29 protein-coding genes are annotated in these 25,602 nt (G+C 64.3%); 18 read left to right on the forward strand and 11 right to left on the reverse strand.

Features of this window, described 5'->3' with window-relative positions:
* Positions 1-49: 49 nt before the first annotated feature.
* Positions 50-1,261 carry a YeeE/YedE family protein gene (locus NVV79_RS04180; protein WP_303986601.1) on the reverse strand — a complete coding sequence of 404 codons (1,212 nt, stop codon included), beginning with the start codon at positions 1,259-1,261 and terminating at the stop codon, positions 50-52.
* A 73-nt stretch (positions 1,262-1,334) separates the two neighbouring features.
* Complete coding sequence (locus tag NVV79_RS04185; RefSeq protein WP_303986603.1) at positions 1,335-2,252, reverse strand: sulfurtransferase; 918 nt, start codon at positions 2,250-2,252, stop codon at positions 1,335-1,337.
* Between the two features lie 217 nt (positions 2,253-2,469).
* Here NVV79_RS04185 and NVV79_RS04190 point away from each other — a divergent pair, with 217 nt between their 5' ends.
* The 5 genes from NVV79_RS04190 to NVV79_RS04210 all read left to right on the forward strand — a co-directional run bounded on the left by NVV79_RS04190 (position 2,470) and on the right by NVV79_RS04210 (position 6,873).
* The gene (locus NVV79_RS04190) at positions 2,470-2,889 is read left to right on the forward strand and encodes a thioredoxin family protein (RefSeq protein ID WP_303986605.1); all 420 of its coding nucleotides are present in this window, start codon (positions 2,470-2,472) and stop codon (positions 2,887-2,889) included.
* A gap of 9 nt (positions 2,890-2,898) precedes the next feature.
* The gene (locus NVV79_RS04195) at positions 2,899-3,621 is read left to right on the forward strand and encodes a cytochrome c biogenesis CcdA family protein (RefSeq protein ID WP_303986606.1); all 723 of its coding nucleotides are present in this window, start codon (positions 2,899-2,901) and stop codon (positions 3,619-3,621) included.
* Between the two features lie 132 nt (positions 3,622-3,753).
* Positions 3,754-4,344, forward strand: coding sequence for a sulfurtransferase (locus NVV79_RS04200; RefSeq protein WP_303986608.1), 591 nt, complete (start codon positions 3,754-3,756; stop codon positions 4,342-4,344).
* Complete coding sequence (locus tag NVV79_RS04205) at positions 4,311-5,042, forward strand: sulfurtransferase (RefSeq protein WP_303986610.1); 732 nt, start codon at positions 4,311-4,313, stop codon at positions 5,040-5,042. The genes NVV79_RS04200 and NVV79_RS04205 overlap by 34 nt, the downstream gene beginning before the upstream one ends.
* A 499-nt stretch (positions 5,043-5,541) precedes the next feature.
* Positions 5,542-6,873, forward strand: coding sequence for a site-specific integrase (locus NVV79_RS04210; protein ID WP_303986612.1), 1,332 nt, complete (start codon positions 5,542-5,544; stop codon positions 6,871-6,873).
* Positions 6,874-7,010: 137 nt separating this feature from the next.
* Here NVV79_RS04210 and NVV79_RS04215 read toward each other — a convergent pair whose 3' ends face one another.
* Together NVV79_RS04215 and NVV79_RS04220 are read right to left on the reverse strand one after the other, a co-directional pair.
* On the reverse strand, positions 7,011-7,277 hold the full coding sequence (locus tag NVV79_RS04215; RefSeq protein WP_303986613.1) for a hypothetical protein: 267 nt from the start codon (positions 7,275-7,277) through the stop codon (positions 7,011-7,013).
* 34 nt (positions 7,278-7,311) lie between these two features.
* Positions 7,312-7,986 (reverse strand): helix-turn-helix domain-containing protein, encoded by a 675-nt coding sequence (locus tag NVV79_RS04220; RefSeq protein ID WP_303986615.1) that lies wholly within the window; start codon positions 7,984-7,986, stop codon positions 7,312-7,314.
* Between the two features lie 116 nt (positions 7,987-8,102).
* Between NVV79_RS04220 and NVV79_RS04225 the strand changes: the two genes are divergently transcribed.
* On the forward strand, positions 8,103-8,828 hold the full coding sequence (locus NVV79_RS04225; RefSeq protein WP_303986617.1) for a response regulator: 726 nt from the start codon (positions 8,103-8,105) through the stop codon (positions 8,826-8,828).
* Here NVV79_RS04225 and NVV79_RS04230 read toward each other — a convergent pair.
* Both NVV79_RS04230 and NVV79_RS04235 read right to left on the reverse strand, forming a co-directional pair.
* Positions 8,803-10,362, reverse strand: coding sequence for a PAS domain S-box protein (locus NVV79_RS04230; RefSeq protein ID WP_303986619.1), 1,560 nt, complete (start codon positions 10,360-10,362; stop codon positions 8,803-8,805). The genes NVV79_RS04225 and NVV79_RS04230 overlap by 26 nt on opposite strands.
* A gap of 109 nt (positions 10,363-10,471) precedes the next feature.
* Entirely contained in the window at positions 10,472-10,918 is a 447-nt protein-coding gene (locus NVV79_RS04235) for a pseudoazurin (RefSeq protein WP_303986621.1), read from the reverse strand.
* Between the two features lie 222 nt (positions 10,919-11,140).
* On the opposite strand from NVV79_RS04235, the gene nirK reads away from it, so the two are divergent.
* The 4 genes from nirK (at position 11,141) to NVV79_RS04255 (ending at position 15,579) form a co-directional block, all read left to right on the forward strand.
* On the forward strand, positions 11,141-12,271 hold the full coding sequence (nirK, locus tag NVV79_RS04240; RefSeq protein ID WP_303986622.1) for a copper-containing nitrite reductase: 1,131 nt from the start codon (positions 11,141-11,143) through the stop codon (positions 12,269-12,271).
* Between the two features lie 167 nt (positions 12,272-12,438).
* Positions 12,439-13,329, forward strand: coding sequence for an SUMF1/EgtB/PvdO family nonheme iron enzyme (locus tag NVV79_RS04245; protein ID WP_303986625.1), 891 nt, complete (start codon positions 12,439-12,441; stop codon positions 13,327-13,329).
* 129 nt (positions 13,330-13,458) lie between these two features.
* Positions 13,459-14,115, forward strand: a complete 657-nt coding sequence (locus NVV79_RS04250) for a Crp/Fnr family transcriptional regulator (RefSeq protein WP_303988314.1) — start codon at positions 13,459-13,461, stop codon at positions 14,113-14,115.
* Positions 14,116-14,373: 258 nt separating this feature from the next.
* Positions 14,374-15,579, forward strand: a complete 1,206-nt coding sequence (locus tag NVV79_RS04255) for an NnrS family protein (RefSeq protein ID WP_303986627.1) — start codon at positions 14,374-14,376, stop codon at positions 15,577-15,579.
* On the opposite strand, the gene NVV79_RS04260 is transcribed toward NVV79_RS04255, so the two are convergent.
* Genes NVV79_RS04260 through NVV79_RS04275 form a run of 4 tightly spaced genes read right to left on the reverse strand, consistent with a single transcriptional unit; the run spans position 15,580 to position 18,013 of the window.
* Positions 15,580-15,888, reverse strand: coding sequence for a metal-sulfur cluster assembly factor (locus NVV79_RS04260; protein ID WP_303986628.1), 309 nt, complete (start codon positions 15,886-15,888; stop codon positions 15,580-15,582).
* On the reverse strand, positions 15,885-16,394 hold the full coding sequence (locus tag NVV79_RS04265) for a DUF2249 domain-containing protein (protein ID WP_303986630.1): 510 nt from the start codon (positions 16,392-16,394) through the stop codon (positions 15,885-15,887). Before NVV79_RS04265 ends, NVV79_RS04260 begins: the two co-directional genes overlap by 4 nt.
* Positions 16,391-17,749 carry a hypothetical protein gene (locus NVV79_RS04270; RefSeq protein WP_303986632.1) on the reverse strand — a complete coding sequence of 453 codons (1,359 nt, stop codon included), beginning with the start codon at positions 17,747-17,749 and terminating at the stop codon, positions 16,391-16,393. Before NVV79_RS04270 ends, NVV79_RS04265 begins: the two co-directional genes overlap by 4 nt.
* Before the next feature lie 12 nt (positions 17,750-17,761).
* Positions 17,762-18,013 carry a DUF2249 domain-containing protein gene (locus NVV79_RS04275; RefSeq protein ID WP_082555304.1) on the reverse strand — a complete coding sequence of 84 codons (252 nt, stop codon included), beginning with the start codon at positions 18,011-18,013 and terminating at the stop codon, positions 17,762-17,764.
* Positions 18,014-18,273: 260 nt separating this feature from the next.
* On the opposite strand from NVV79_RS04275, the gene ccoN reads away from it, so the two are divergent.
* Genes ccoN through ccoS form a run of 8 tightly spaced genes read left to right on the forward strand, consistent with a single transcriptional unit; the run spans position 18,274 to position 25,144 of the window.
* Positions 18,274-19,917 carry a cytochrome-c oxidase, cbb3-type subunit I gene (gene ccoN, locus NVV79_RS04280; RefSeq protein ID WP_303986633.1) on the forward strand — a complete coding sequence of 548 codons (1,644 nt, stop codon included), beginning with the start codon at positions 18,274-18,276 and terminating at the stop codon, positions 19,915-19,917.
* Positions 19,918-19,921: 4 nt separating this feature from the next.
* Positions 19,922-20,650 (forward strand): cytochrome-c oxidase, cbb3-type subunit II, encoded by a 729-nt coding sequence (ccoO, locus tag NVV79_RS04285; protein WP_303986634.1) that lies wholly within the window; start codon positions 19,922-19,924, stop codon positions 20,648-20,650.
* Complete coding sequence (locus NVV79_RS04290) at positions 20,650-20,826, forward strand: cbb3-type cytochrome c oxidase subunit 3 (protein ID WP_082555284.1); 177 nt, start codon at positions 20,650-20,652, stop codon at positions 20,824-20,826. The genes ccoO and NVV79_RS04290 overlap by 1 nt, the downstream gene beginning before the upstream one ends.
* Positions 20,814-21,698: a cytochrome-c oxidase, cbb3-type subunit III gene (ccoP, locus tag NVV79_RS04295; RefSeq protein WP_303986635.1), complete on the forward strand. Its 885-nt coding sequence runs from the start codon at positions 20,814-20,816 to the stop codon at positions 21,696-21,698. The genes NVV79_RS04290 and ccoP overlap by 13 nt, the downstream gene beginning before the upstream one ends.
* Positions 21,695-21,910 (forward strand): hypothetical protein, encoded by a 216-nt coding sequence (locus NVV79_RS04300; protein WP_303986636.1) that lies wholly within the window; start codon positions 21,695-21,697, stop codon positions 21,908-21,910. Before ccoP ends, NVV79_RS04300 begins: the two co-directional genes overlap by 4 nt.
* 20 nt (positions 21,911-21,930) lie before the next feature.
* Positions 21,931-22,734, forward strand: coding sequence for a DUF2189 domain-containing protein (locus tag NVV79_RS04305; protein WP_303986637.1), 804 nt, complete (start codon positions 21,931-21,933; stop codon positions 22,732-22,734).
* Positions 22,731-24,986 carry a cation-translocating P-type ATPase gene (locus NVV79_RS04310; RefSeq protein ID WP_303986638.1) on the forward strand — a complete coding sequence of 752 codons (2,256 nt, stop codon included), beginning with the start codon at positions 22,731-22,733 and terminating at the stop codon, positions 24,984-24,986. The genes NVV79_RS04305 and NVV79_RS04310 overlap by 4 nt, the downstream gene beginning before the upstream one ends.
* Entirely contained in the window at positions 24,983-25,144 is a 162-nt protein-coding gene (gene ccoS, locus NVV79_RS04315; RefSeq protein WP_303986639.1) for a cbb3-type cytochrome oxidase assembly protein CcoS, read from the forward strand. Before NVV79_RS04310 ends, ccoS begins: the two co-directional genes overlap by 4 nt.
* Here the strand turns inward: ccoS and NVV79_RS04320 are convergent.
* Positions 25,141-25,596, reverse strand: coding sequence for a hypothetical protein (locus NVV79_RS04320; RefSeq protein ID WP_303986640.1), 456 nt, complete (start codon positions 25,594-25,596; stop codon positions 25,141-25,143). The genes ccoS and NVV79_RS04320 overlap by 4 nt on opposite strands.
* Between the last annotated feature and the right edge of the window lie 6 nt (positions 25,597-25,602).

A 25,602-nucleotide genomic window follows, 5' to 3' on the forward strand; every position in this document is an offset into this window, starting at 1 on the left:
GCAGTCGCGACGAGAGCCGCCGCCCCGAAAAGCAAGGTATTGCGTGCGCTCATTTCCGCTTGAATCCATCAAGACCAAAGACCGGCCGAAGGGCGATGCCGCCAAGGCTGCCGACAAAGGCCGCGGCAAACCACAACCAGCCATGCACGCTGCCCGAGGCAATGCCACTGAACAGCGCACCGATATTGCAGCCGAAGCTGAGGCGCGCGCCATAGCCCATCAGCACGCCGCCAATGGCCGCGGCCAGCAGAGACAGAAAAGGCAAAGCCGCCTTGGGCGCAAATTTGCCGGCAAGACCCGCGGCAAGGGCGGCGCCGAGGATCAGGCCGAAATCCATGACCGAGGTGGAATCTTCCAACACGCTGGACTGCAAGGCCTGCGCCTGCGCTGGCCAGGTCCAGAATTCCCAGGTGGCGACCGGAACGCCGACAGCCTGGGCGATCTTGGCCCCCCAGAGGCCAAAGCCATAAGTGATCGACCAGGGATGGCCGGCGACCAACAAGGTCAGGATATTGAGCCCGGCCAGCGCGAGGCCAGCGCCCACCAATGGCCAGGGGCCGCGCAGCAGGCGCGCCCAACCGACAGCGGCCGGAGCCTTGATGGTTTCAAGCGCGCCATGCCGGCGACGTTCCACGAGCACGGTGATCAATGCCACGGCGCCGAGGCCGGCCAGCGTGACGAGCAGGGCCAGGGGCACGCCGAGACTGGTACCAAGTGCGATGGCAGGCAGCGAAGGCTGGGTCAGCCAGAAGGGCAGATGTGCTGTGCCCAGCAGCGCGCCGACGATGAAAAATGCGAGGGTCACCAGCATGCGGGAACTGCCGCCGCCGACGGTGAAGAGGGTACCCGAACCGCAACCACCGCCCAACTGCATGCCGAGGCCGAACATGGCTGCACCAAGCAGTACCGAAACGCCAACCGGCGCGGTGGCGCCGGCTAGCGGCTGGCCGAAGGGATTGCCCAGGGTCAGGAGAGGAATGAACGCCAACGCCGCCACACCGATCATCACCATCTGGGCGCGCATTGCATGACCGCGCCCTTCGACCACCATGCGGCGCCAGCCGCCGGTAAAACCGAAAGACGCGTGATAGAGCGTCAGGCCCATCAGGCTGCCGATCAGAAACAACGCGGCCTGTCGCAGGTCGACGAGCTGCCAGATGGCAAGAGTACCGAAGGCCAAGGCAAGGCTCGTGAACCATACCGGGCCGCGATCGAAGGGAATGGGTGCCGGACGCAACTGGCCGGCGGTCGTATCAGTCATCACACGCCTCGATGGAGAACGAATTGCCCGGGCTCAGCGCCCGGGCAAGCTTGTTATGGATATCTCAGATCAGTCAGTTGGTGACAACCGGGCGGCTCGGATCGGAGGTCCAGTCGGACATGGAACCATCATACAGCCGCACATTTGGCAGGCCTTCGACTTCCGACAGGCCGAACCAGGCGATCGACGCCAGATGGCCGGTATTGCAGAAGGCGATGAAGCCGTCGCTATCGGCCACGCCAGCATCCTTGGCCAGCTTTGCAATGATGTCGGCGCTGGCAAAGGCCGGCTTGTCGGCATCATAGAACTTGTCGAAGTTGATATTGATGGCCGACGGAATGTGACCCAGTGCCTGCACGGTATTGGTCTTTTCCTGGCCGATGAACTGGGCGACCGAGCGCGCATCGACAAGGTTGACGTCGCTTTCGATGGCTTCGTTCACTTCGGCCACTTCGGCACGCAGTTCCGGGCGGAATTCGGCGTCGAACGTGGCGGCCACCGGGGTCACGGCATCGGTCGAGAGTTCGCCATTGGCCTTGGCCCAGGCAGCATAGCCGCCATCGAGGATCGATACATTGTCATGTCCATAGACCTTGAAGGTCCAGTAGACACGGGTCGCGCCGCCGAAATCGGAGGCGCTTTCGCCACCGGTGAGGATGACGACATGGCTGTCATTGCTGACGCCGAGGCCCGAAACCAGCGTTTCGATGGCCTCTTCTGTGGGCAGCAGGCCAGGAACGTCGCCAACCTGGGCGCGCCACCCGGCAGCAGAATAGGGCGCGGCGACGGCGCCCGGCACGTGGCCGGCAGCATAAAGGTCGCCGGCATTGGTCGCATCGCGGATGTCCAGCACGACGAGGCTTTCATTGCCCAGGTGCTGGGCGAGCCAGGCGGCATCGACCAGTGGCTGGTCGGTCAGGCGCTCGGCATGGGCAGCGCCGGTCATCAGCAGGGCGGCGGCTATAGCGGTGCCAGCGAGTTTGAGATGCATTGGAGACTCCTTGCAGGCGAAATTTGAACTGGCAGCAATATCGCACGCTTGCCGGCCGAGCGCGGCCTAAGCAGTTCCAAAGCCTTGGCGGTGAAGAAAAAATCTATCTAACTGATCGAGATTAGTTCGAAGGAATGTTCTTCCCGCCTGCTGGGCAGCCAGCCAATGAGCGGCGATACTTGGTGCCATAACAGAGTGCAGCGGTATGACCCGAACCATGTTGACCCTTCCCCGCCTTGCCATTGCCGTGGTTCTCGCCCTCGCGCCGGTGCCAGGCTGGGCGCAGCAAGAAGCCGGGCCTGTTGCCGAGCAAGCGGCGCCACGAGCGAAGGTGCTGAGCTTCGAGACCGAAGCGCAGCTCAATACGCTCGCGGCAGAGGGCACGACAGTGGTGTTCTTTTATGCTGCCTGGTGCCCCAATTGCCGAGCCACCATCGCCGAGCTCAACGCGCGATGGGGCGAAGTGAACCCGGACCTGACGGTCGTCATTGCCGACTATGACGCGGAAACCGCGCTCAAGAGCAAGTTCGGCGTGACCTATCAGGACACCTTTGTCTTGCTCGACAGCGAAGGGAACTCCGTCAAGTCCTGGAATGCCGGCGGGGTCGATGGCCTCAACGCCAACAGTGCCGGCTAGACGCCGCACATGCTGCTGACCATAGGTTTTGCCTTTCTGGCCGGTGTGATCACCGTATTGTCGCCCTGCGTCCTGCCGCTGTTGCCGATCATCCTGAGTTTCGGCGCGCAAGAGGGGCGGGCGCGGCCCGTCGGGCTGATTGTGGGTTTCGTGGGCGCTTTCACAGCCGCTACGCTGGCTCTTAGCTACCTCGTACGTTCGCTCGGCGTGCCGCCCGATCTCAACCGCGTCCTGGCGGGTGCAGTGTTGATCGCGCTGGGGCTGGTGCTTGCCATTCCCTTCCTGCACCGGGGTTTTGAGCGGTTTGCCGGGGTAATCGTCAGCCGCACGCCCATGCCGCAGAACGGCTCGGGTTTTGGCGGCGGCCTGGTCATCGGCGCCGGCCTGGGCCTGGCGTGGAGCCCATGCGTCGGCCCCATCATGGCGTCCGTGATCACACTGGCGCTGAACCAGCAGGTGGATGCTGCGGCCGTGGCCGTCACCCTGGCGTTTTCGCTGGGTACCGCGCTGCCCATGGCCGCCATCATGCTTGGCGGCCGGCAATTGACGCGGCGACTGGGCTGGTTCCAGGCCAATGCCGGGCGCATTCAGCAGGTGCTGGGCGGTCTCCTGGTGCTGACCGGCCTCGCTATCTTCCTGGGTTGGGACCGCCAGATCCAGATATTGCTGCTGACCTGGTTTCCCGACTGGGAACTGGCCCTAACAGGCTGGGAGCCCCGCCCGGGTCTTTGAGCATTCTTTCGGCAGGCGGCTGGGCAAAAAATCCTGCCGCTTCACGTTGCAACAACGCAATCCTATCCGTTGAAATTGACGACCAATCAAGTCGAGTATCATCGGGTCGCCAAATCGGAAAGGATTGCCATCGTGGCCCAGCTTGGAAACCGCTCGCTTCTTACCACCGCTCTTGCCGCAATATCGCTTCACGCTCTCGCTTTGGGGGCGGCTCCCCTCGCCGTGGCACTCGTCACCGCTCCGAGCCAGGCACAGTCGGCAGCGGTCAACATCATCACCGGCCAGCCCGAATTCGAGAGCCTGTTGCATGACGGCGCCAAGCTCATCGACGTGCGCTCGGCTGCCGCCTATGCCGAAGGGCATGTGGCTGGCGCGATCAATCTGCCCTGGCAGGCGCTCAATGTCTCGGAGACCGATGGTATCCGCAATGAATTTGCCAGTGACGCGACTTTCGAAGAATTGCTGGGCAAGGCAGGGCTCAGCTATGACGACACCATCCTGATCTACGATACCAACGCCTTGCCCGGCCGCGCCTATGTCGCCTTTGTCTATGCGGGTTTCGACAAGGTCCATGTCCTCGATGGTGGCATAGAGTCTGGCAGGGCGAGCTCAGCACCGAGCCGGTCGAGGTCGCTGCGACGCCGTTCAGGCTCGAGCGCAAGAACGATATTCGCGTCTCCAAGGACTACGTGGCCAGCAAGGTCGGCGACCCCAATGCGGTGATCATCGATGGTCGAAACGGCGACGCCTATGCCGATGGCCACATCCCGGGCGCGCAGACGCTGCCGGCGTCGAGCCTTCTGACGCCCGCGGCAACACTGCAATCCGAGCCAGTATTGCTCGAGCTGCTCAACACTGCCGGCGTCAGCCCGGATCGGGAAGTCGTCTCCTACTGCGGCAGCGGCGTCGCGGCGGCCAACAATTATCTGGCGCTACGCAATCTGGGCTACCAGAACGTGGTGCTTTACGACGCAAGCTGGGACGAGTGGAGCCGCGATCCACGCTCGGGCCAACAGTTGGCCCTCGCCAACTACACATTCGAAGGCTCGGCCACTTCTGCGGATGTCGGTCCGCAATTCCTTGACGAAGCTGCGGTCAAGGCCCTGGCGCAGGATCCAAATGTCGTAGTGCTGGATGTTCGCGCGCCATCAGACTATGCGGCCGGCCATATCCCCGGCTCGATCAACCTGTTCTGGGACCAGACCCTCGATGCCGACCGCGTGCTGCTGCCGGTGGAACAGTTGCAAAAGCTTTATGCCGATGCCGGCGTGACACCCGACAAGCGCGTAGTGCTGTTTACGCGGGGCGGCCAGCAGCTCTCACACAGCTTCACCGTGCTGAGCATCCTGGGCTTCTCTGATGTGGATTTCTTCACGGGCAAGTTCGAAGGCTGGGAAAACGGCGCCTTCAAGCGCACGTAGCACATCGTGCATGGGCTGGCGCGTCAAACGCTTGCCCATGCACCTGCCGATAGGCCTAAATGGCCGAAGGAAAGTGCAGCGTCACGCAAAATTCCAGACAGCTATACCATCTAACCGCGGGGCCGTGGATTCGCGGGTCACCAGCCTCCCAACCAGGTCCAACCGCATCGGCGGCAGATCCCCGCCGACGCGCTGGGACATGGTTGCAACGGCGAAAACCGGGGCTAGTTCACATGCCCCACGCATATGCAATTTATTGATTTTAAATGATTTTTGGCGCACCCGACAGGATTCGAACCTGTGACCTCTGCCTTCGGAGAATGGATAATCGGTTCCGTCGAACCTATCCGTTTCTATCCGATTGCGCGCTATGCCACTGAAATCACAAAACAAATTTGAACCTCATCAGCGCCGACGGTACGACGGAGCGGTCAAAACCTCTCCCCCCGGTGCTTACGCATTGCTTACGCGGGGATTCTGCCAAGGAAACGCCCCCCGAATGACCAAACTGACCAAACGAACTGTCGATGCCACCGAGATCAAGTCCTCGGATTATGTCCTATGGGATGACGATCTTCCAGGGTTCGGACTACGCGTCTTCAAATCGGGGAAGCGAAGCTACGTCGTGCAGTATCGGACCGCCGGTCGTTCGCGCCGCTTCACGATTGGCCTGCACGGAGTCTGGACACCCGAAGAGGCTAGGCGCGAAGCGAAGGTATTGCTCGGCCAGGTCGCCAGAGGCGGAAACCCCGCCGAGGATCGCAAGCTCGACCGCGAGGCGATCACGGTCAAGGAACTCTGCACCCGCTACCTCGAAGATCTGAAGAATGGGCTTGTCCTGGGCAAACGAGGGCGGCCAAAGAAGGCCACGACGATCTCTACGGACGTCGGGCGCATCGAGCGCCACATTGTTCCTCTGCTCGGCAATCGACGAGTACGGGATCTTGCCAAGTCCGACATCACCCAAGCCATGAAGGACATCATGGCGGGCAAGACGCGAGCGAACATCAAGACGGACAAGTTGCGTGGCCGCGCGATCGTGCGTGGTGGCGCTGGCACGGCGGCCCGAACCATAGGTCTCTTTGGCGGCATCCTCACCTATGGGATAGAACTCGGCATCATCGACCAGAACCCTGTGCATGGTGTCCGCAAGCCGAAGGACCAGGTCAACGCCCGCCGTCTCAGCGAGCAGGAGTATCGCACGCTCGGCGACATTCTAAGGAAGGCGGTCGAGGACGGACAATACGAAACAACCGCAGAAATCATCCGGGTGATTGCCCTGACGGGGTGTCGGCGCAGCGAGGTCATCGGCCTGCAGTGCGGTGAAGTCGACATCGAGGGCAGTTGCCTACGCCTGACTGACAGCAAGGAGGGCGCGTCGGTGCGTCCAATCGGTCTGCCGGTCCTCGAATACCTTGAACGCCGCCGCGATAAGGAACAGGAAGCCAAGGACTATGTCTTTCCGGGATGGGAGGATGACACCCCATTCGGCGCCTTCCCCAGACAGTGGACCAAGTTATTCAAGGATACCGACCTAGCCGGCATTACCCCACATGTTCTGCGGCATAGCTTCGCCAGCATCGGAAATGACCTAGGGTTCACCGAAGCAACGATTGCCGCCCTGGTCGGGCATTCTCGAGGCACGATAACCAGCCGATACATTCACACGGTGGACACCGCGCTCATCATGGCGGCCGACAGTATTGCCGGCTACATCCAAGGCCTGCTGGACGGCGTGGCATTCACTCACACCGCATATGCGTTGGATCGGAACTCGCGGAAGTCAGCGCTTGCACATTTCCTGGGAAAGCCGTACCACTTGGGGACCTAAATCCGCACGCAATATTAGTGGCGGTCGGCCAGAAAACTTGACTGAAGGGCTGGACCCTTTCAGTCTTTGAGAGCCTTGACCTTCGGTACTATTGCCGCGGTTTTGAACCGCCCGGGTTCGATCTTGCACACCTCTCATTATTTGATGCTGTCGGCCGCGCCGTCACGGATGTCGACGTCGTGCAGTTGCACGCTTTGAGCGTTGCTCTCAAGGAGGGTGCGGGCGACGAGTTGTTCTTCGTCCAGCGTTTGCAGATAAACCCGCAGGACGACGGTCCTGCAAGGATCGGCAGTAGCTTGGTCGGTGGAAGCCGGCAGGCGTTCGAAACGGGTGATGCCGAGCGCCGCAAGCCCTAGTACCACACTTTCGACATCGCCTTGCGTGGCAAAGACACCGATGGCCATTCGTCGACGAGTCCGATCCATGGCATGATTCCGCTTAGTGTATATTGCCTTCGCACTGCGCCAGAAGGCGCAAACGATCGATGTCACGCACGACGAAACTGCCGCGATTGGGCAGGTCGATGACCCGCATGGCCTTGAGCCGTGTCATGTTGCGGCTGACCGTTTCGATGGTGAGGCCGAGATAGTCGGCGATATCGGCCCGGCACATGGGCAGCGGCAATTGCCGCCCCACAAGCGGGCCGGTGCTCTTGCCAGCCATGGTCAGAAGGAAGCTGGCAATGCGCTCGATGGCGGTCTTGCGGCAGAGCAGGATGGAGAGGTCCTGCATGTTGGCCACTTCCCCGCCGGCCACTTCGAGCAGCTTCTCGCCCAGTTCGGGCCGCTCGCGCATGGCGCGCAGCAGCGAGGCCTTGGGGATCATCCGCACGCGGGTCGTGGTCAGCGCGTCGCAATCGAAGCGATAGGTGTCGCCATGGCCGAAGCCGACAATGTCGCCGGCAAAGGCAAAGGCCACGATCTGGCGGCGCCCATCGGGGAAAATCTTGTAGGCGCGGACGGCGCCACTCAGGATTTCGTAGAAGCCGGTGGTCTCGTCGCCTTCCCGGAACAGCGGGTCATAGGCCGAGAGCAGCCGCACGCCGCCCGTGCCGATAGCGCCCATGGCGGGCGTTTGAGTCTCGACTGCCAATGCGATAGTGGAAAGCTGCATGATATCTACCCTGGACCCTCAACGTCCTGTCGTCGTTGTGGCCATATAGACACCGGTCTGTAAGCGCCGTGCGGGCGCTTCGTACTGAATTGTAACGCTTTGTAACGGGACGATTTATGCCGGAAGCGCAACATCACATTCTGGTCGTTGATGACGATGACCAGGTGCGGCGCATGCTGCGGCGCTGTTTCGAGGACGAGGGCTATCGCGTGTCCGAAGCCGTGGACCAGGCCGGGGTAACCCTGGCGCTGGGCGATGGCATCGACCTCATCACGCTCGACCTCAATCTCGGCGGCACCGACGGGCTGACCATTGCCCGCGCGGTGCGGCAGCGCTGGGACCTGCCCATCATCATGATCACGGGCAAGGGCGACATGATCGACCGCATCGTCGGCCTCGAAATCGGCGCTGACGACTATATCGCCAAACCCTTCCACCTGCGCGAAGTGCTGGCCCGCGTCCGCTCCGTGCTACGCCGCGCCGGTCCGCGCAGCCAGCCGGCAGCCGCGCCTGCCGCCTCAGGTGGTACGCAGATCCGTTTCGACGGCTTCGTGCTCGATCTCGATCGGCGCGAACTCAATGGACCGGCTGGCGACATCCGCATCACCAGCGGCGAATTCGACCTGCTGGCGCTCTTCGCCCGCCACCCGCATCGCGTCTTGAGCCGCGACCAGATCATGGACCTGCTCAAGGGCCATGACTGGGCGCCCAATGACCGCAGCATCGATAACCAGATCGCCCGGCTGCGCAAGCTGATCGAAACCGACGGCAACCAGCCGCGCCTGCTCAAGACCGTGCGCGGCGCCGGCTACAGCTTCACGCCGAAGACCCTTTCGCCTTGAGCGCATCGTCGATGGCCGACGCCAGGTCGGCCATGCGATAGGGCTTGCGCAGGATCTTGAGGTCCGCATCGGGCTTGACCTGGTTGCCCGCCAGCTCCTCGGCATAGCCCGAGGTGAGCAGCACCGGCATCTGCGGATAGAGCGCGCGTACCTGCTGGCGCAGCTCATAGCCCGACATGCCGCCCGGCATGACCACATCGGTGAACAGCAGGTCGACCGCCTTGCTCTTGAGCAGTTCCAGCGCCTCGGCGCCGCTGGCCGCCGCCAGCACCGTATAGCCGAGCTGGGTCAGGCGCGTGACCGTGAGCTTGCGCACCCGCTCGTCATCCTCCACCGCCAGGATCACCTGCCCCCCGCCGGGCAGGGCAGCATCGGCATCGACCTCGCCCAGCCGCACCGGCTCGACGCGGTGGCGCGGCAGGTAGATGGTGACCGTGGTGCCCTTGCCCTCGACGCTGTCGATCGTGGCCTGGCCTCCCGACTGCTTGGCAAAGCCATAGATCATGGAGAGGCCGAGCCCCGTGCCGCGGCCCTGCTCCTTGGTGGTGAAGAAGGGCTCGAAGGCCCGCTCGCGCACCGAAGCGGGCATGCCCGTGCCGGTATCGGACACGGCGAGCCGCACATAATCGCCGGGCGGCAGCCCATCGAGCCTTTCCGACATGTCCATGTCGATCGCGGCATTGCCCGTCTCGATCAGCAGGCGCCCGCCCTCGGGCATGGCATCGCGCGCATTGACCGCCAGGTTGACTATGGCGCTTTCCACCTGCGACGGATCGACCCGCGCCGACCACAGGTTCGGCGTCAGCGCATTGGAGAGATAGATGGTCGCTCCCAGAGTGCGATGCAGCATATCGGTGAGGCCGACGACGAAATTGTTGAGATTGACGCTTTCCGGCTCGAGATGCGAACGCCGGGCAAAGGCCAGCAGCCGCGCCGTAAGGCGCGCGCCCAGGTCGGCGGCCTCCAGCGCCTCGGTGGTCAATTCGCGCTGCAGGGGTGTCGTCAGCTTGCCCTCGAGCATTTCGAGATTGCCGATGATGACGGTCAGCAGATTGTTGAAGTCATGCGCGATGCCGCCGGTGAGCTGACCCATGGCCTCCATCTTCTGCGCCTGGCGCAGGGCCATTTCGGTCGCCTTGTGGGCCGAGAGGTCATGGATGATGCCGGTGAAATGCACCCGCCCGTCCATTTCGAATTCGCTCACCGCCAGATGCATGGGAAAGAGCGTGCCGTCGCGCCGCCTGCCGGTCACCTCGCGGCCGATGCCGATGATCTTGCGCCGGCCCGTGGTGCGGTAGTTGCGGATATAGCCGTCATGCTCGGAGTGATAGGGCTCGGGCATGAGAAAATGCACGTTGCGGCCCAGAAACTCGTGCTGCTCATAGCCGAAGAGCCGCGCCGCCGCCGGATTGACCGTGGTGATGATGCCCTGCCCGTCGATGGTGATGATGGCATCGACCGCCGATTCCAGCATGGCCTGGAGCTTGCGGGCTTGGCCGAGCAGGGAGGAATTGAGTTCGTCTGTATCTGCCACGATGCGCCCGCCGTTCTGGATCGATGCCGAATCTAGCGAGGCGCGGCGCCAGGCACAACAAAAAGCCCCGCAGGCGAACCTGCGGGGCCGGGGCGTGAGCGTTGAGTTCTCAGAGCCCCAATGCGGCGTAGATTTCGTCAAAGCGTTCGCCCACCTTCTTGGGCACCTTCACTTCCTTGACGGCATCGAGGTTGGCATTCTCGTCACCGACGAAGATCAGACCGACCATGCCCATGGCGAAATGCGGCGTGCACTTGACGCCATAGACGCCGGGGACATCGAACGTGACCGTGAAGGTCTCGTTGATCTTGCTCTTAAAGGTCTCGGCGCCCTCGGGGAGCATGTCCTTGATGGTCTCGACATTGTGCCCCTTGTCGGTGGGGATGAAGGTGACCGTATCGCCCGGCTGCACCTGCACATAGGCCGGCTCGAACACCATGGCGCCGGCAGCGCCCTTGTTGAGCATGTGGACTTCGTAGTCGGCGGCGAAGGCGGGGGCCATGGCCAGCCCGGCAAAGGCGATGGCCGCGACGATGGGGGTGAGGGCGTTGCGCATGATTGGTACTCCTTCAATGCGGGTCCATTCGCGGGCCCGTTTCGGCTCTGCTCTATGCCTGGGGTGACGCTGCTTCTTTGATACGTGTCAAACTTGTTCGAATTTTCGGTGCGGCAAAAATCGATCGATTATTTGCTTCAGATCAAAGAAAATGGACGAACTCTGCAATATTCCTGATCATACGGGCAAAGAGAAGTTCTCGCCCAAGAACAGGATAATAAAATGGCAAATCGTCAGGGACTTTCGCGCCGCGCGTTGCTTGCTGGTGCCACAGCTATTGGTGCCGCAGTACAATTGTCGGCAATATTACCGGCTGCCGCACAGGAAGCCGCTGCCACGGCCGCGGCCGTCGACCTGAGCACTTTGGAACGCGTCAAGGTCGAGCTGGTTCCCCCGCCTTTCGTCCATGCCCATGAGCAGGTGGCGACCGGCGCGCCGAAGATCGTCGAGTTCACGCTGACGATCGAGGAAAAGCTGCATGAAGTGGACAATGACGGCACGACGCTGTGGGCCATGACCTTCAACGGCTCGGTGCCCGGCCCGCTGATGGTGGTGCATGAAGGCGACTATGTTGAGCTGACCCTGGTCAATCCCGACACCAACATGATGCAGCACAATATCGACTTCCACTCGGCAACCGGCGCCCTGGGCGGCGCGGGCCTGACCATCGTCAATCCGGGTGAAAAGGCGGTGTTGCGCTTCAAGGCCACCAAGGCCGGCGTCTTCGTCTATCACTGCGCCCCCGAGGGCATGGTGCCCTGGCACGTCACCGCCGGCATGAATGGCGCCATCATGGTGCTGCCGCGCGAAGGCCTGACCGATGGCAAGGGCAATGCCCTGCCCTATGACCGGGTCTACTATGTGGGCGAGCAGGACTTCTATGTGCCCAGGGATGCCGACGGCAACTACATGACCTACGAGAGCATCGGCGACGGCTATGCCGATACGCTCGAAGTGATGCGCAAGCTGACCCCCAGCCATGTCGTGTTCAACGGCAAGGTGGGCGCGCTGACCGGCGACAACGCCATGACCGCTGCCGTAGGCGAACGCGTGCTGATCGTCCATTCGCAGGCCAACCGCGACACGCGGCCCCACCTGATCGGCGGCCATGGCGACTATGTCTGGCAGACCGGCAAGTTCCACAACGTGCCCGATGTCGACCAGGAAACCTGGTTCATCCCAGGCGGTGCGGCAGGCGCGGCGCTCTACACCTTCCTGCAGCCGGGCGTCTATGCCTATGTCAACCACAACCTGATCGAGGCCTTCGAGCTGGGTGCTGCCGCCCACTTCAAGGTGACCGGCGAGTGGAATGACGACCTGATGACCAGCGTGCTGGCCCCCAGCCCGATCTGATCGGGGTCCGGTGCGCGCGACACCCCCACCCTCATCCCCACAAGGGGGAGGGAGGCGATGAACACTGGTCTCTGAGCTAGCGCCTCCCTCCCCTCGATGGGGAGGGATCGAGGGTGGGGTGGGGCCACACGCACAGGAATAGAAACCTCCCTCCGCGGAGACTCGACATGACCGCCCTCGCCCACCCCATCGACAGATTGCGCAATTCGGTTGCCCTGCCGGCCATGCTGCTGGTGGCGGGCGCGCTGCTGATCGGCGCCCAGCTCGACCTGCCCGGCCTCATCCCGGCCCCGGCCGCCAATGCGCCCGAAACCGTGACGCTGGCCCCGGCTGGCTTCACCTATCGCGCCGAGGGGCACTTCCTGCGCAACGGCAATCCCATCGATGCGCCCATGGTCACCGCCCGGCTCGATGCGCCGCTGGTCATCATGAAATATCAGGTCAGCGCTGCCGATTATGCCGCCTGCGTGGCCGACGGCGCCTGCGCCCCGGCCGAGCCGCGCAATATCGGCGTGGGCGATGTGCCGGTGACCGGCGTCAACTATGACGACGCCACCGACTATGCCGCCTGGCTCGCGGCAGAGACCGGCCAGGACTGGGCCCTGCCGACCGACCGGCAATGGGCCTTCGCCGCCGGCAAGGGCTTTGCCGATGATGCGCTGGGTATCGACGACGACAATACCAACCCCGCCGAACGCTGGCTGGCCAATTACGAAAAGGAAGCCGCCCGCGAAAGCGATGCCGGCCGCCTGCCGCTGGCGCTGGGCAGCTTCGGCATCAACGAGAACGGTATTGCCGATATGGGCGGCAATGTGTGGGAATGGACGCAGACCTGCCACCGCCGCGTGCATGTCGATGCCGCCGGCGCTGTGCTGAGCGAAGTCCCCGCCTGCACTATCAAGGTGCTCGATGGCCAGCATCGCACGCCGATGAGCTTCTTCATCCGCGACGCCAAGAGCGGCGGCTGCTCGGTCGGCATCCCCCCGGACAATCTGGGCTTCCGCCTGGTGCGGCAGCAGGCCTGGTACGAACCGCTGCTGGCCCTGTTCGGTCGCTGAGGTCTTCGTCTGGACTGCGGCCGATTGCCGAATACCGGCGCCCCGGACTATCGTGTATGGCAAGGCCGTCAACACGATAGGACCCCGATCTTGGCAGCAATTGACCGCAGCCTCGTGCGCGCCTTGCCGATGTTCGAGAAGCTCAGTGACGCCGAACTCGATCGGATGCTGGCTCGCGCCACCTTGCGCCGCGTACCGATCGGGCAAGCCGTGTTCGAGCAGGGGCAGAAGGCCACCCAGTTTTTCCTGCTGCTGCATGGCCGGCTCAAGGTGACCCAGGTCACCGCGGACGGCCAGCAGATCATCGTGCGCGTGGTTCATCCCGGCGACATTTTCGGCTTTGCCAAGGCGCTGATGCGCGACGACTATCCCGGCACCCCCACCGCGGCGGCCGAAAGCCTCGTCCTGTGCTGGCCCACCGAAGTCTGGGGCCTCTTCGTCGAGCAGAATCCGCATCTGGCCGTCAACGCCATGCAGACCATCGGCCAGCGCCTGCAGGAGGCCCATACCCGCATCCGCGAAATGGCCACCGAGGAGGTCGAGCGCCGCGTGGCCCATGCCGTGCTGCGCCTGATCGACCAGGCCGGCCGCAAGGAGGGCGAGGGCATCCGTATCGACTTCCCCATTTCCCGGCAGGACATTGCCGAAATGACCGGCACCACGCTCCACACCGTCTCGCGTATCCTGAGCGCCTGGGAGGCCAAGGGGCTGGTGGAAGGCGGGCGGCAGAAACTGCTGGTGCGTGATGCGGCCGGGCTTGCCACATTGGCCGAGGGTGAGAGCTGACTTCTGTGGCTCCCGCCACCCCACCCTCAGTCCCTCCCCATCAAGGGGAGGGAGGCGCATGGGCGATGTCAGCGGTCCAATAGACCCCTCACCCACTGAACGGGCTTCCCTCCCCCTTGTGGGGAGGGAATGAGGGTGGGGCTGAGTCACGCATACCAGCCCTCGAGGAACCGCCAACCTGCTTGCGCGAGCGCAAAGACACTGGCGTCTGACTGACATAAAGCGCCTGCTGAACCACCCTGTTCAGCCGGAGCCACGATGAACCACACAACCAAGCGCATCCCCGTGCCGCGCGGCATTGCCCGCAGCGGCCCGGTGATCTTTTCCTATGGCTTCCGGCCCTTCTTCCTCGCCGCCGGGCTGTGGGGGATTGCCGCCATGGCGCTGTGGATCGGCGCACTGGCCGCTGGCTGGGAAATCGGCGGCAGCTATGGCGGGCCCTACTGGCATGCCCATGAAATGCTGTTCGGCTACAGCTCGGCCGCTTTGGCCGGGTTCCTGCTCACCGCCGTGCCCAACTGGACCGGCCGGCTGCCGGTTTCGGGCACGCCGCTTGTCGTGCTCTTCGCCGTCTGGTGTGCCGGGCGGCTGGCGCTGCTGGCGCCCGATGTTCTGGGCCTCGTGCCGTCCATCGTGATCGACGCCGCCTTCCTGCCACTGCTGCTGGCCACCTGTGCCCGCGAAATCATCGCCGGCCGCAAGTGGAAGGACCTCAAGATACTCGCCGGCATCCTGGCGCTGGCCATTGCCAATATCGGCTTCCACCTGCTCATCGCCTCGGGCGGCGATGCCGGTTTCGCCAACCGGCTGGGGGTGGGCGCCTTCGTCATGCTGGTTTCCATCATGGGCGGGCGCGTCGTGCCCAGCTTCACGCGCAACTGGCTGGTCAAGCGCCACGCCATCGACCTGCCCATCCCCTATAACCGCTTCGATACCGTGGCCTTGCTGGCGGGACTGGCGGCCCTGGCGCTCTGGGTCGCGCTGCCCGGCACGATTTGGACGGCTTTAGCCTGCCTCGTGGCCGGAGCCCTGCATCTGGTGCGGCTGTGGCGCTGGCGCGGCTGGCAGAGCTGGGACGAAAAGCTCGTCCTTGTGCTGCACGTGGGCTACGCCTTCGTGCCGCTGGGGTTCCTCGCCATCGCCGCTGCGCAACTGGGCTGGACCGAGCCGGTCGCATCGCTCCATGTCTTTACCGTGGGCGCCATCGGCGTCATGACCCTGGCCATCATGAGCCGGGCCACGCGCGGCCATACCGGCCTGCCGCTGGCCGCCTCGCGCGTCACCGCATCGAGCTATGCCGCGCTGATCCTCGCCGTCCTGCTGCGCCCGCTCGCCAGCGTCTGGCCGGATTACTATACCGAACTGCTCTCGGCCACGGGCCTGTGCTGGATCGTGGCCTTCACCCTCTATGTGGCCGAATATGGCCCCGTGCTGGTGCGGAAGCGCCGCGACCGGCCGGAATGATTAGCGCGCGCCGAGCAGACCCGCGATCTCAGGCGCGATGAAGCTGGGCGACCAGGGTGGATCATAGGTCAGTTCGACATCGGCGAATTCCACGCCCGGCACCGCCCAGGCCACATCCTGCACCGCCTGCTTGAGATAGCCTGTGGCCGGGCAGCCCCGCGTCGTCGTGGTCATGCTGATGCGGACCACGCAATTGTCGATCACCTCGATCTCGTAGATCAGGCCCAGGTCGACGACATTCTGCCCCAGTTCGGGATCGATCACCGCCTTGAGCGCTTCGCGGATTTCGTCGACCTTCTCCGTGCTCACTTCTGCCCTCCGGACCGGATCATCAGCCGATAGGCCTCCCCGGTCTCGTCGAAATCGCCGGCCCAGGCGTGGCCGCGACTCTTGAGCTCGGGGAAGAGGAAGATCGGCTCGCGGCCCAATAGCGCGAACAGCACCTCGCCCTCCGGCATGGTTTCGAGCTGGGCCAGGATGCGCACCATGGGCTCGGGCGGATCGAGTTCGGTGCAATCGAGATAATGCGCCGGGTCGGGCCAGCTCTCGGGCGAATCCGGGCTGGATTCGACCACGGCGACCCGCTCGCCATCCATGGGCGTGAAGATCACCATCCACTCGCCATCCGCGAGCGGGCTCGCCTCGTTGGAAAAGCCCTGGCTCGCCATGACATGGAACAGCGGCTCGGGCTTGAACGTGGCATAGAGCTTGAGGCGCTGGCCCTTGGCCAGCCGGTTCACCGCACCCATGATGGCGCCGAACGGCTCCCCGCCATGGCGCAGGATGGGGCGGACATCGAGTTCGAGATCGTTCATGGCAGTTTCCTCGCAATGGGTTGAGGCCAGAAGGGATGGGGTCGCGCGAAGCCGCGCCGCAGGTCCGCCGGCACATTGAGCAATTCGCGCGAGCGATAGAGGTGGCGGGTGATCGCCAGCGAGGCGACGAGCTGGATGAAGGCAAAGAGCCGGAAGGCCAGCGGCAGCTCCACCAGCAGGGTCAGTGTACCCATGCCCACCGCCAGGTAATAGGCGCCGAACCACGGCGCGGCATGGCGCTCATCGACCAGGTCCTGCACCCGCGGCGTCTGCCTTTTGCCCAGCACCGGCGCGAAGCATTCGAGCCAGGTGAGGAAGGCGACGATCTTGTAGAGCTTGGCCAGGCCCAGCCCGCCGAGCCAGCCGAAAGCGAAAAGATAGGTCAGCGCCCCGGCATGGTCAGGCAAGCTGCCGGAAAACAGCAGGAAAACCAGCAGCAGGCCAGCGGCCAGCAAGGCGGCAAACGCCCCGATTGCCGCCACGGCATTGAGCTCGATATTGCGCCTTTTGCGCTGCCGGTAGAGCGCCAGCATGTCGCTGCCATAGACGCCCAGCGCACAAAGCCCGGTCACCGCCGCCGCCAGCAGCATGCCGGCCAGTCCGGATTCGGCGGCGAGGGCAAAGGGTGTCGCGGCGGCGATGAGCACCAGTGTCAGGGTTCCGGTGGCAAGGACGACGCTGGTCGGGAACCGCTCGGTCTCCGGCGCCAGCATGAACATGGCGAGCAGCCGATAGCTGACCCCCATGGCGGTGAAACTCATCCACCCGCCCAGCCCCAGCAGCGCATGCAGCGGCACGCCATTGAGCAGCAATGACAGGGCCGCTTCCCCGCCCACCAGCCCGGACAGGATGAGCGCGAAACTTTCGCCGAACAGCGCCGTGGCGGCCAAAGCCGCCAGCCCCACCACGACGAAGCGGGCCGGCATGGCCAGGGGTCGCGCGGCCCAGAGGGTGCGGCCCAGCGAGACAATGACGAGCCCGAAGCCGATGATGAGCAGGGACCCACCCAGTGGCATAACCTCAAGCGGGGTCACAATAATTCCCGCCATGCCGGCAAAGCCGGACAGTAGAACCGCTAGGCCGAGAAGGATGAAAGCCAGCGCCACCGGCGGCAGTTCTTCGCCCAGCAGCGGCCGTGCCACCAGCACGGGCACGAACTGAAACAGCGCCCCGCAGAGCAACAGGCTCAACCAGCCGATGGCGACGAGGTGCACCAGGATCAGCGTTTCGGGCGCTTCGATCGCCGCGCCCGGATAGCCGAAGCCCATGACCATCAGAACTTCTGCGGCGACCAGGCAGGCCAGGGCGCAGGCGAAATAGGTGAGGGTCCAACGGCTGAGGCTTGCTCCGGGCATGGCGATCGTCCGTCAGGCTTCAGCCTGCCGGCCCAGCTCGACGCGCCAGACTTCCGGGCCGCTTTCCAGATAGGTCCAGGAGAACTGGCCGGGATATTCGGCCTGCAACTGGTAGTGCAGCGGCTTGGGGTCGTGGTCGTTGATGATGGTAAAGGATTCCCCGATCTCGAGGGCATGGGCCATGGCGAAGATGCGGGGATGGCGCTGGCCGGGCGGCACGATGCGAACATCGATGAAGGAGGGGAAAGCCTCGGTTTCGGACATGACGGTCACTACTCCATTCGGCCGCAAACAGGAGGAGCGCCGGGCAGCGGCCAGAACCCGGGCTGAACCATGGCTTAGCGCCATAAGGACCGCGCCACTTTGTCGTCGGACAAACAAAACCATTGGGACAAGGCGGCCCCGCACACACGCAGGCGCGATAAGGCGCGGTCTTTGTCCTGGATCAAAGACCGCAGCGGTTTTTCCGCTACGGCTCGGCGGGAAAGCAGGCTTCGCGCCTGACGTTGAGGCAGGGCTAGAACATGATTGCAGATCTGACGCGGGCCGAGCGGCTTTGGGCCATGCTGATCCTGGGAGCGCTGGGGCTGATCGGGCTGGCCATGGCCATTGGCGGGCGCAATGACCTGCTGGGCATCCATGGCTGGATCGTCCTGGCGGCGGGGCTGGCCGGCTTCATCGCCGTCATGCGCGGCCGGGACGCGCCCGAGCCCAGCGCGGAACGGCTCAACGAATATTACGACGCGCCCACCCGGGTCGGCCTCATCCTCACTCTGCTCTGGGCCGTTGTGGGCATGGGCGTCGGCTTCTGGGTTGCGGCCCTTTTGGCTTGGCCCGACATGACGTTCGACGTGCCCTGGCTGAGCTTCGGGCGCCTGCGCCCGGTCCATACGTCAGGCGTCATTTTCGGCTTCGGCGGCAATGCGCTGATCGCCACTTCCTTCCATGTACTTCAGCGCACCACCCGCGCCCGCCTGCCCGACCAGATCAGCCCCTGGTTCGTGCTGCTCGGCTACAACCTCTTCTGCGTTATCGCCGCCAGCGGCTACCTCATGGGCCTGACGCAATCCAAGGAATACGCCGAGCCCGAATGGTATGCCGACATCTGGCTCGTCGTGGTCTGGGTGGTCTATTTCGCCATCTACATGCGCACCCTCGCCCGCCGGAAGGAGCCGCATATCTATGTGGCCAACTGGTATTACATGGCCTTCATCCTGGTCGTGGCGATCCTCCATATCGTCAACAACCTGGCCGTGCCGATCTCGCTGGACAGCGCCAAGTCCTATTCGCTGTTCTCGGGCGTGCAGGATGCCATGACCCAGTGGTGGTATGGCCACAACGCGGTGGCCTTCTTCCTGACCGCGGGCTTCCTGGGCATGATGTATTACTACCTGCCCAAGCGTGCCGGCCGGCCGATCTTCTCCTACCGGATGTCGATCATCAGCTTCTGGGGCATCACCTTCATGTATATGTGGGCCGGCTCGCACCACCTGCATTACACCGCCCTGCCCCATTGGGTGCAGACGCTGGGCATGGCCTTCTCGGTCGTGCTGCTGGTGCCGAGCTGGGCCTCGGCGGGCAATGCCCTGCTGACGCTGAACGGCGCCTGGCACAAGGTGCGCGACGACGCGGTGCTCCGCTTCATGGCCCTGGCCGCGATCTTCTACGGCATCACCACGTTCGAAGGCTCGTTCATGGCCATTCGCGCGGTGAATTCGCTCAGCCACTATACCGACTGGACCATCGGCCACGTGCATGCCGGGGCGCTGGGCTGGGTGGCCATGATCACCTTCGGCTCGCTCTATTCGATCGTGCCATCCATGTTCAAGCGCGAGCGGATTTATTCGCAGAAGCTGGTCGAGGTCCACTTCTGGCTCGCCCTGTCCGGCACCGTCATTTACGTCTTCGCCATGTGGAATTCGGGCGTCACCCAGGGCCTGATGTGGCGCACCTATACCGAGAGCGGGGGCCTGACCTACTCGTTCATCGATAGCCTCGTGGCCATGCACCCCTATTACATCGCCCGCGCCTTCGGGGGCCTGCTGTTCCTGCTCGGCGCGCTGACCGCCCTCTACAATGTCGTGATGACCATCCGCATGCCGGCTCCGGCCTCGGACGACCCGGCGCTCGACATCCCCGCCAAGCCCGCCTTGCAAGCCGGAGAATAGATCCATGTTCGGCCTACACTACAATCTCGAACGCAGCGCGGTCGGCCTTGTCGCCTTCATCGTGATCGTCGCCTCGATCGGCGGCCTGATCGAGATCGCGCCGCTCTTCACCATCGACGAAACGGTGGAGGAGGCGCCCGACATGCGCGTCTATACCCCGCTCGAAGTGGCCGGGCGCAACATCTATATCCGCGAAGGATGCTATGCCTGCCACAGCCAGATGATCCGCACGCTGCGCGATGAAGTCGAGCGCTACGGGCCCTATTCGCTGGCGGTGGAGAGTAGCTACGACCATCCCCAGCTCTGGGGCTCCAAGCGCACCGGGCCGGACCTGGCGCGGCTGGGCAACAAATATTCCGACGCCTGGCACACCATCCACCTCAACAACCCGCGCGACGTCGTGCCCGAATCCAAGATGCCGGCCTATCGCTGGCTGCTGCGCGAGCAACTCCATACCGATGACCTGGGCGAACACCTGGCGGCCCTGCGCGCCGTTGGCGTGCCCTATACCGACGAGCAGATCGCCAATGCGCCGCTCGACGCCTATGGCCAGGCCAACCCCGACAGTGCCGCTGCCGGTGGCGTGGCCGAGCGCTATGGCGACGCCACCAATATCCGCCTGTTCGACGGCGAGGCGACGCGCCTCACCGACATGGATGCGCTGGTCGCCTATCTCCAGGTGCTCGGCAACCTGACCGACGCCGCCCATCAACCCCAGCCGGAGGCCGAATAATGCCATTCGACCACGACACCGTCGTCGGCTTTTCCAAGTCGTTCGGCCTGTTCTATCTCGTCGCGCTCAGCGTAATCGCTTTGGTGTGGACCTATTGGCCCTCCAACAAGAAGGGCTTTGACGAAGCGGCGAAGCGCCCCGTACTCGAAGAGGAGGACCGGCCATGGCGGGGTTGATCGAACGCGACAAAGTCTCGGGGCAGACCACGACCGGGCACGAATGGAACGGCATCAAGGAACTCAATACGCCGGTTCCGCGCCTGCTCTGGGCCTTCCTCATCACCGCGACCATCTTTTCCGTCACCTGGACGGTGCTCATGCCGAGCTGGCCGGGCATCAACGGCTACTTCCGCGGCCTCTTGGGCGTGGACCAGCGCGTGGCCGTGACGCAGAGCGTGGAAGAGGCGGCGGTCGAGCGGGAAAGCTGGACCAGCCGTATCGACAGCGAGGATTTCGCCGCCATCCAGGCCGATGACGCGCTGATGGCCATCGTGCGGGAAACCGGCGCGGCCCTCTTCGGCGACAATTGCGCCGCCTGCCACGGCACCAATGCCCGCGGCACGCCGGGCTTCCCCAATCTCGTCGCCGCTCCGACCATGTGGGGCGACGATCCCGAAACCGTGGCCGAGACCATCCGCGTCGGCATCAACGGCACGAGCCCGGAAACGCGCTATGCCCAGATGCTGGCCTTTGGCCGCGACCATATGCTGGAACGTGCCGATATCGACGCCGTGGTGAGCTATGTCGAAACCCTGTCTCGGCCCGAACTGGCCGCGGGCATGGACGCCGACACCCTGGCCTATGGCGCCGAAGTCTTCGCCGCCAATTGCGCCGGCTGCCATGGCGAGGATGCCAGGGGCATGACCGACACCGGCGCGCCGAACCTGACCGACCAGTACTGGACCTATGGCGGCGATCGCGCCAGCATCCGCCAGTCAGTCTATCACGGCCGGGCCGGCACCATGCCCTCCTGGGAAGGGCGGCTCTCGCCCACTCATATCAAGCTGCTGACGCTCTACGTTCTCGACCTCAGGGCCCATGAGCAATGAGCGCGCCAGCGGCCACGCATGACAATGACGACCGGCGCCGGCGCGGCACGCGCCGCATGCTGGCCATCGCCGCCATCGTGATCGTCGGCGTGCTGCTGGCCGCCAATGCCCACCTCGTCTATGTCGCCTTCTCCTCGCAGCCCGACTGCGTGGCCCATCTCAAGGGCGAGGGCGACCACGGCACTTATCGCGCCGCCAAATCGGCCTGCTGACCAAAAAAGGGACCTCGCCCATGGCCAAGACGCTGCATCCCATTCCCGCCCATGTGGCGCCCCTGCCCAAGGCGGTCGACCATAACCGGCACCTGCCCGCCAGCGCCGCTTTCCGCTGGCTGGCCCTGGGCTGGCGCGACCTGTGGACCAGGCCGCTGCCCAGCCTGCTCTATGGCCTGGGCGTGGCGCTGCTCTCGCTGCTGGTCATCGCCGCCATGGTTAATTTCGGTTGGACGCAGATCCTGTTCCCGGCTCTGTCCGGCTTCCTCGTGGTCGGGCCGCTGCTGGCGAACGGGCTCTATGAAAAGAGCCGGCGGCTGGAAGCGGGCGAGCCGGTCTCGCTCTGGCGCATGCTGTTTCCCGGCCGCGGCGCGGGTGGCCATCTGCTCTTTGTCGGGGCGATCCTCTTGACACTCATGCTGGTCTGGATGCGCGCCGCCGTACTGCTCTATGCGCTGTTCTTCGGCTGGCGGCCTTTCCCCGGCTTCGATCACATCGTCACCATGCTGTTCACCACGCCGGTCGGCATGACCATGCTGGTGACGGGCACGGCGATCGGCGGGCTCTTCGCCGCCTTCTCCTTCGCCATCAGCGCCTTTTCCATTCCCATGCTGCTCGACAGGAAGCTCGATGCCTTCTCAGCGATGGCCATGTCCATGTCGCTGGTGTGGAACAACCTGCCCGCCGCTTTGCTCTGGGGCGCCATCATCCTGCTGCTGACCCTGCTGAGCCTGGGGACGGCGCTGATCGGACTCATCATCATCTTCCCGCTGCTCGGCCACGCCACCTGGCATGCCTATGCCGCGGTGCGCGACGAGAAATGAGCTGCTGCCTGCCCCCGCCCGATTTCATCGAGGCCGCTGCCGGCCCGATCCGGCGCGGCCCGTCGGATGACGAAATCCGCCTGGCCAGCCGCGACCTCGGCAAGGGCATGCGCCAGACCGACCTGGCCGTGCCGGCAGTGCATTGCGGCGGCTGCATTCAGACCATCGAAAAGGCGTTGAATGCGCTCGAGGGCGTGGACTCGGCGCGGGTGAACCTTTCGACCAAGCGCGTCGCTATTCGCTGGCCCGACGGGAGCACGCTGCCGCCCATGGTCGAGACATTGGTCGGGCTGGGCTATGAGCCCCATCTCTACGAGACCGAGGACAGCCAGAAGGACCGCACCCTGCCCGGCCTGCTCCGCGCGCTGGCCGTGGCCGCTTTTGCCTCGATGAATATCATGATGCTTTCCGGCTCGGTCTGGTCCGGCGCCGATGGCGCGACGCGCGATATCCTCCACTGGATCTGCGCCGGGCTGACCCTGCCGGCTTTGCTCTATTCGGGCCGCGTCTTCTATCAGTCGGCCTGGAATGCCGTCCGCCATGGCCGCACCAATATGGATGTGCCGATCACCATCGGCATCGCGCTGGCCTTTGCGGTCAGCCTCTACGACACGATCCATTCGGGGCAGGAGGTCTATTACGACGCGACCGTGTCGCTGATCTTTTTTCTCTTGATCGGGCGGACGCTGGATCATGTGATGCGCGAACGCGCCCGCACCGCCGTCAAGGGACTGGCAAGGCTCGCCCCGCGAGGTGCGCTGGTGCTGGGCGACAATGGCAGCCCCGAATATCTGCCGCTGCGCGAGATCGTGCCCGGCATGACGATCCTGTTGGCGGCCGGCGAACGCGTGCCGGTGGATGCGGTGGTGCTGAGCGGCGCATCGGATCTTGACCGGAGCCTGATCAGCGGCGAAAGCCTGCCGGTGGCGGCCGAGCCCGGCACGCGGCTCGAAGCTGGGGTGTTGAACCTCACCGGGCCGCTGACCATTCGCGCCGAGGCGAGCGAGCAGAATTCGACCCTGGCGCAGATGGTGCGGCTGATGGAAGTGGCTGAAAGCGGCCGCAACCGCTATCGCCGTATCGCCGACCGAGCCGCAGAACTCTACTCGCCCGTCGTGCATCTGGCGGCCTTTGCCGCCTTTCTGGGCTGGATGGGTTTCAATGGCGACCTGCATGACGCCATCACCGTGGCCATCGCCGTCCTCATCATCACCTGCCCCTGCGCGCTGGGCCTGGCCGTACCCATGGTACAGGTCGTGGCCGCGCGGCGTCTGTTCGATGCCGGCATCATGGTCAAGGACGGTTCGGCGCTGGAGCGGCTGGCCGAAGTGGATAGCGTGGTCTTCGACAAGACGGGCACGCTGACTTTGGGCTCGCCCCAACTGCTGGACCTGGGCGATATCGCGCCTGAAGCACTGGCGCAGGCCGCGGCGCTTGCGGCCCATTCGCGCCATCCCTATTCTCGCGCCATCACCAAAGCCGGCGCGGGTCTCGGCGCCATGCCCGGTTTCACCGAGATCAGCGAATTGCCCGGCTTCGGCGTCGAGGCAAGGCGGGGCGCGGATCGCTATCGGCTCGGTCGTGCCGACTGGGCCTTGTCGGATACCGACAGCGCTGGCGGCACGGTGTTGAGCCGCAATGGCGTGGAGCTGGCCCGCTTCGCCTTTGCCGACGGCCTGCGCTCCGGCGCGCGCGGCGCCACCTCCGCCTTGCGCGATGCCGGCCTCACGGTCGAGATCATCTCGGGGGACACCAGCGCCGCCGTCGATGCGGTGGCCGACGAACTGAATATCGCGGACAGTGCCGGCGGCGTATTGCCGGGCGGGAAGGCCGACCGTATCGCCACCCTGACTGCGCAAGGCCGCAAGGTGCTCATGGTGGGCGACGGGCTCAACGACGCCCCGGCCTTGATGGCGGCCCATGTCTCCATGGCGCCGTCAGGCGCCGCCGATGTAGGGCGCAGCGCCGCCGATTTCGTCTTCCTGCATGACGACCTCGGCGCCGTGCCGCTGGCTTCGGCCGTGGCCCGTGATGCCGGGCGGCTGGTGCGGCAGAATTTTGCGCTCTCGGCACTCTACAATGCCATTGCCCTGCCCATCGCCATTGCCGGCTATGTCAACCCGTTCATCGCCGCCATCGCCATGTCGCTGTCGTCCATCGTCGTCGTGCTGAACGCGCTGCGGCTGGGTTGGGGCGGCTACCGCTTCTATCGCTGGCCACTGCACCAGCGGGCCGTGGTGGCACAGCCATGAGCGATTTTTTCTACCTGATCCCGATTTCGATCGTGCTGGGCGCCATCGGCCTCGTCGTCTTCCTCTGGACCTTGCGCGACGGGCAGTATGACGACCTCGACGGCGCCGCCGAACGCATCCTCTACGACGAAGACGAACCGCGCCGAGACAAGGACTAGACCGAGCTCATCAGCGCCCCCGCCGCCAGCCGCGACTGGACCTTGAACAGGAGCCGCTGGCGCATCACGCCATCATGGGCCAGCACATCCTTGAGCAGACGCGCCAGCGCATCGCTGACTTCGGCCACGACGGCGGCGCTGTGCAGCGGCAGCACCACCAGGGCACAATCGAGCAGGATATCGGCCAGTTGGTCGATGCTCGTGGCGTCGAGCGTACGGATGGATTTGGCCAGCCAGTCGCCATCCACGTCGGGGCGCCGTTCGAGGAACAGCGTCGCCCGCAGGAAGGCCGTTGTCGCCGCCTCCGCCTCTTCCCATTGATTGCCTACCAGCCGATCCATGGCGGGGCGCAAGGCCGGGCTGCGCCGAACCCGCTCGCTGAACTCGGCCACCAGGGCGGCAAGATCGGCTTCTTCGAAATAGACTGATGGTGCGAAGGGTGGAAAGGGCATGAAATT

The sequence above is a fragment of the Devosia ginsengisoli genome (assembly GCF_024707105.1).
GTDB lineage: Bacteria > Pseudomonadota > Alphaproteobacteria > Rhizobiales > Devosiaceae > Devosia > Devosia ginsengisoli_A.

Bases quoted from the DNA above. Each gene is read 5' to 3' on its own strand.
- NVV79_RS04185 (WP_303986603.1), bottom strand. From the start codon at position 2,252: ATGCATCTCAAACTCGCTGGCACCGCTATAGCCGCCGCCCTGCTGATG.
- NVV79_RS04225 (WP_303986617.1), top strand. From the start codon at position 8,103: ATGCCGGAAGCGCAACATCACATTCTGGTCGTTGATGACGATGACCAG.
- NVV79_RS04235 (WP_303986621.1), bottom strand. From the start codon at position 10,918: ATGCGCAACGCCCTCACCCCCATCGTCGCGGCCATCGCCTTTGCCGGG.
- ccoS (WP_303986639.1), top strand. From the start codon at position 24,983: ATGAGCGATTTTTTCTACCTGATCCCGATTTCGATCGTGCTGGGCGCC.
- NVV79_RS04275 (WP_082555304.1), bottom strand. From the start codon at position 18,013: ATGTCCGAAACCGAGGCTTTCCCCTCCTTCATCGATGTTCGCATCGTG.
- ccoN (WP_303986633.1), top strand. From the start codon at position 18,274: ATGATTGCAGATCTGACGCGGGCCGAGCGGCTTTGGGCCATGCTGATC.
- NVV79_RS04290 (WP_082555284.1), top strand. From the start codon at position 20,650: ATGCCATTCGACCACGACACCGTCGTCGGCTTTTCCAAGTCGTTCGGC.
- NVV79_RS04190 (WP_303986605.1), top strand. From the start codon at position 2,470: ATGTTGACCCTTCCCCGCCTTGCCATTGCCGTGGTTCTCGCCCTCGCG.
- NVV79_RS04180 (WP_303986601.1), bottom strand. From the start codon at position 1,261: ATGACTGATACGACCGCCGGCCAGTTGCGTCCGGCACCCATTCCCTTC.
- NVV79_RS04265 (WP_303986630.1), bottom strand. From the start codon at position 16,394: ATGAACGATCTCGAACTCGATGTCCGCCCCATCCTGCGCCATGGCGGG.
- NVV79_RS04220 (WP_303986615.1), bottom strand. From the start codon at position 7,986: ATGCAGCTTTCCACTATCGCATTGGCAGTCGAGACTCAAACGCCCGCC.
- ccoP (WP_303986635.1), top strand. From the start codon at position 20,814: ATGGCGGGGTTGATCGAACGCGACAAAGTCTCGGGGCAGACCACGACC.
- NVV79_RS04300 (WP_303986636.1), top strand. From the start codon at position 21,695: ATGAGCGCGCCAGCGGCCACGCATGACAATGACGACCGGCGCCGGCGC.
- NVV79_RS04245 (WP_303986625.1), top strand. From the start codon at position 12,439: ATGACCGCCCTCGCCCACCCCATCGACAGATTGCGCAATTCGGTTGCC.
- NVV79_RS04270 (WP_303986632.1), bottom strand. From the start codon at position 17,749: ATGCCCGGAGCAAGCCTCAGCCGTTGGACCCTCACCTATTTCGCCTGC.
- NVV79_RS04255 (WP_303986627.1), top strand. From the start codon at position 14,374: ATGAACCACACAACCAAGCGCATCCCCGTGCCGCGCGGCATTGCCCGC.
- NVV79_RS04250 (WP_303988314.1), top strand. From the start codon at position 13,459: ATGTTCGAGAAGCTCAGTGACGCCGAACTCGATCGGATGCTGGCTCGC.
- nirK (WP_303986622.1), top strand. From the start codon at position 11,141: ATGGCAAATCGTCAGGGACTTTCGCGCCGCGCGTTGCTTGCTGGTGCC.
- NVV79_RS04210 (WP_303986612.1), top strand. From the start codon at position 5,542: ATGACCAAACTGACCAAACGAACTGTCGATGCCACCGAGATCAAGTCC.
- ccoO (WP_303986634.1), top strand. From the start codon at position 19,922: ATGTTCGGCCTACACTACAATCTCGAACGCAGCGCGGTCGGCCTTGTC.
- NVV79_RS04215 (WP_303986613.1), bottom strand. From the start codon at position 7,277: ATGGCCATCGGTGTCTTTGCCACGCAAGGCGATGTCGAAAGTGTGGTA.
- NVV79_RS04310 (WP_303986638.1), top strand. From the start codon at position 22,731: ATGAGCTGCTGCCTGCCCCCGCCCGATTTCATCGAGGCCGCTGCCGGC.
- NVV79_RS04305 (WP_303986637.1), top strand. From the start codon at position 21,931: ATGGCCAAGACGCTGCATCCCATTCCCGCCCATGTGGCGCCCCTGCCC.
- NVV79_RS04195 (WP_303986606.1), top strand. From the start codon at position 2,899: ATGCTGCTGACCATAGGTTTTGCCTTTCTGGCCGGTGTGATCACCGTA.
- NVV79_RS04320 (WP_303986640.1), bottom strand. From the start codon at position 25,596: ATGCCCTTTCCACCCTTCGCACCATCAGTCTATTTCGAAGAAGCCGAT.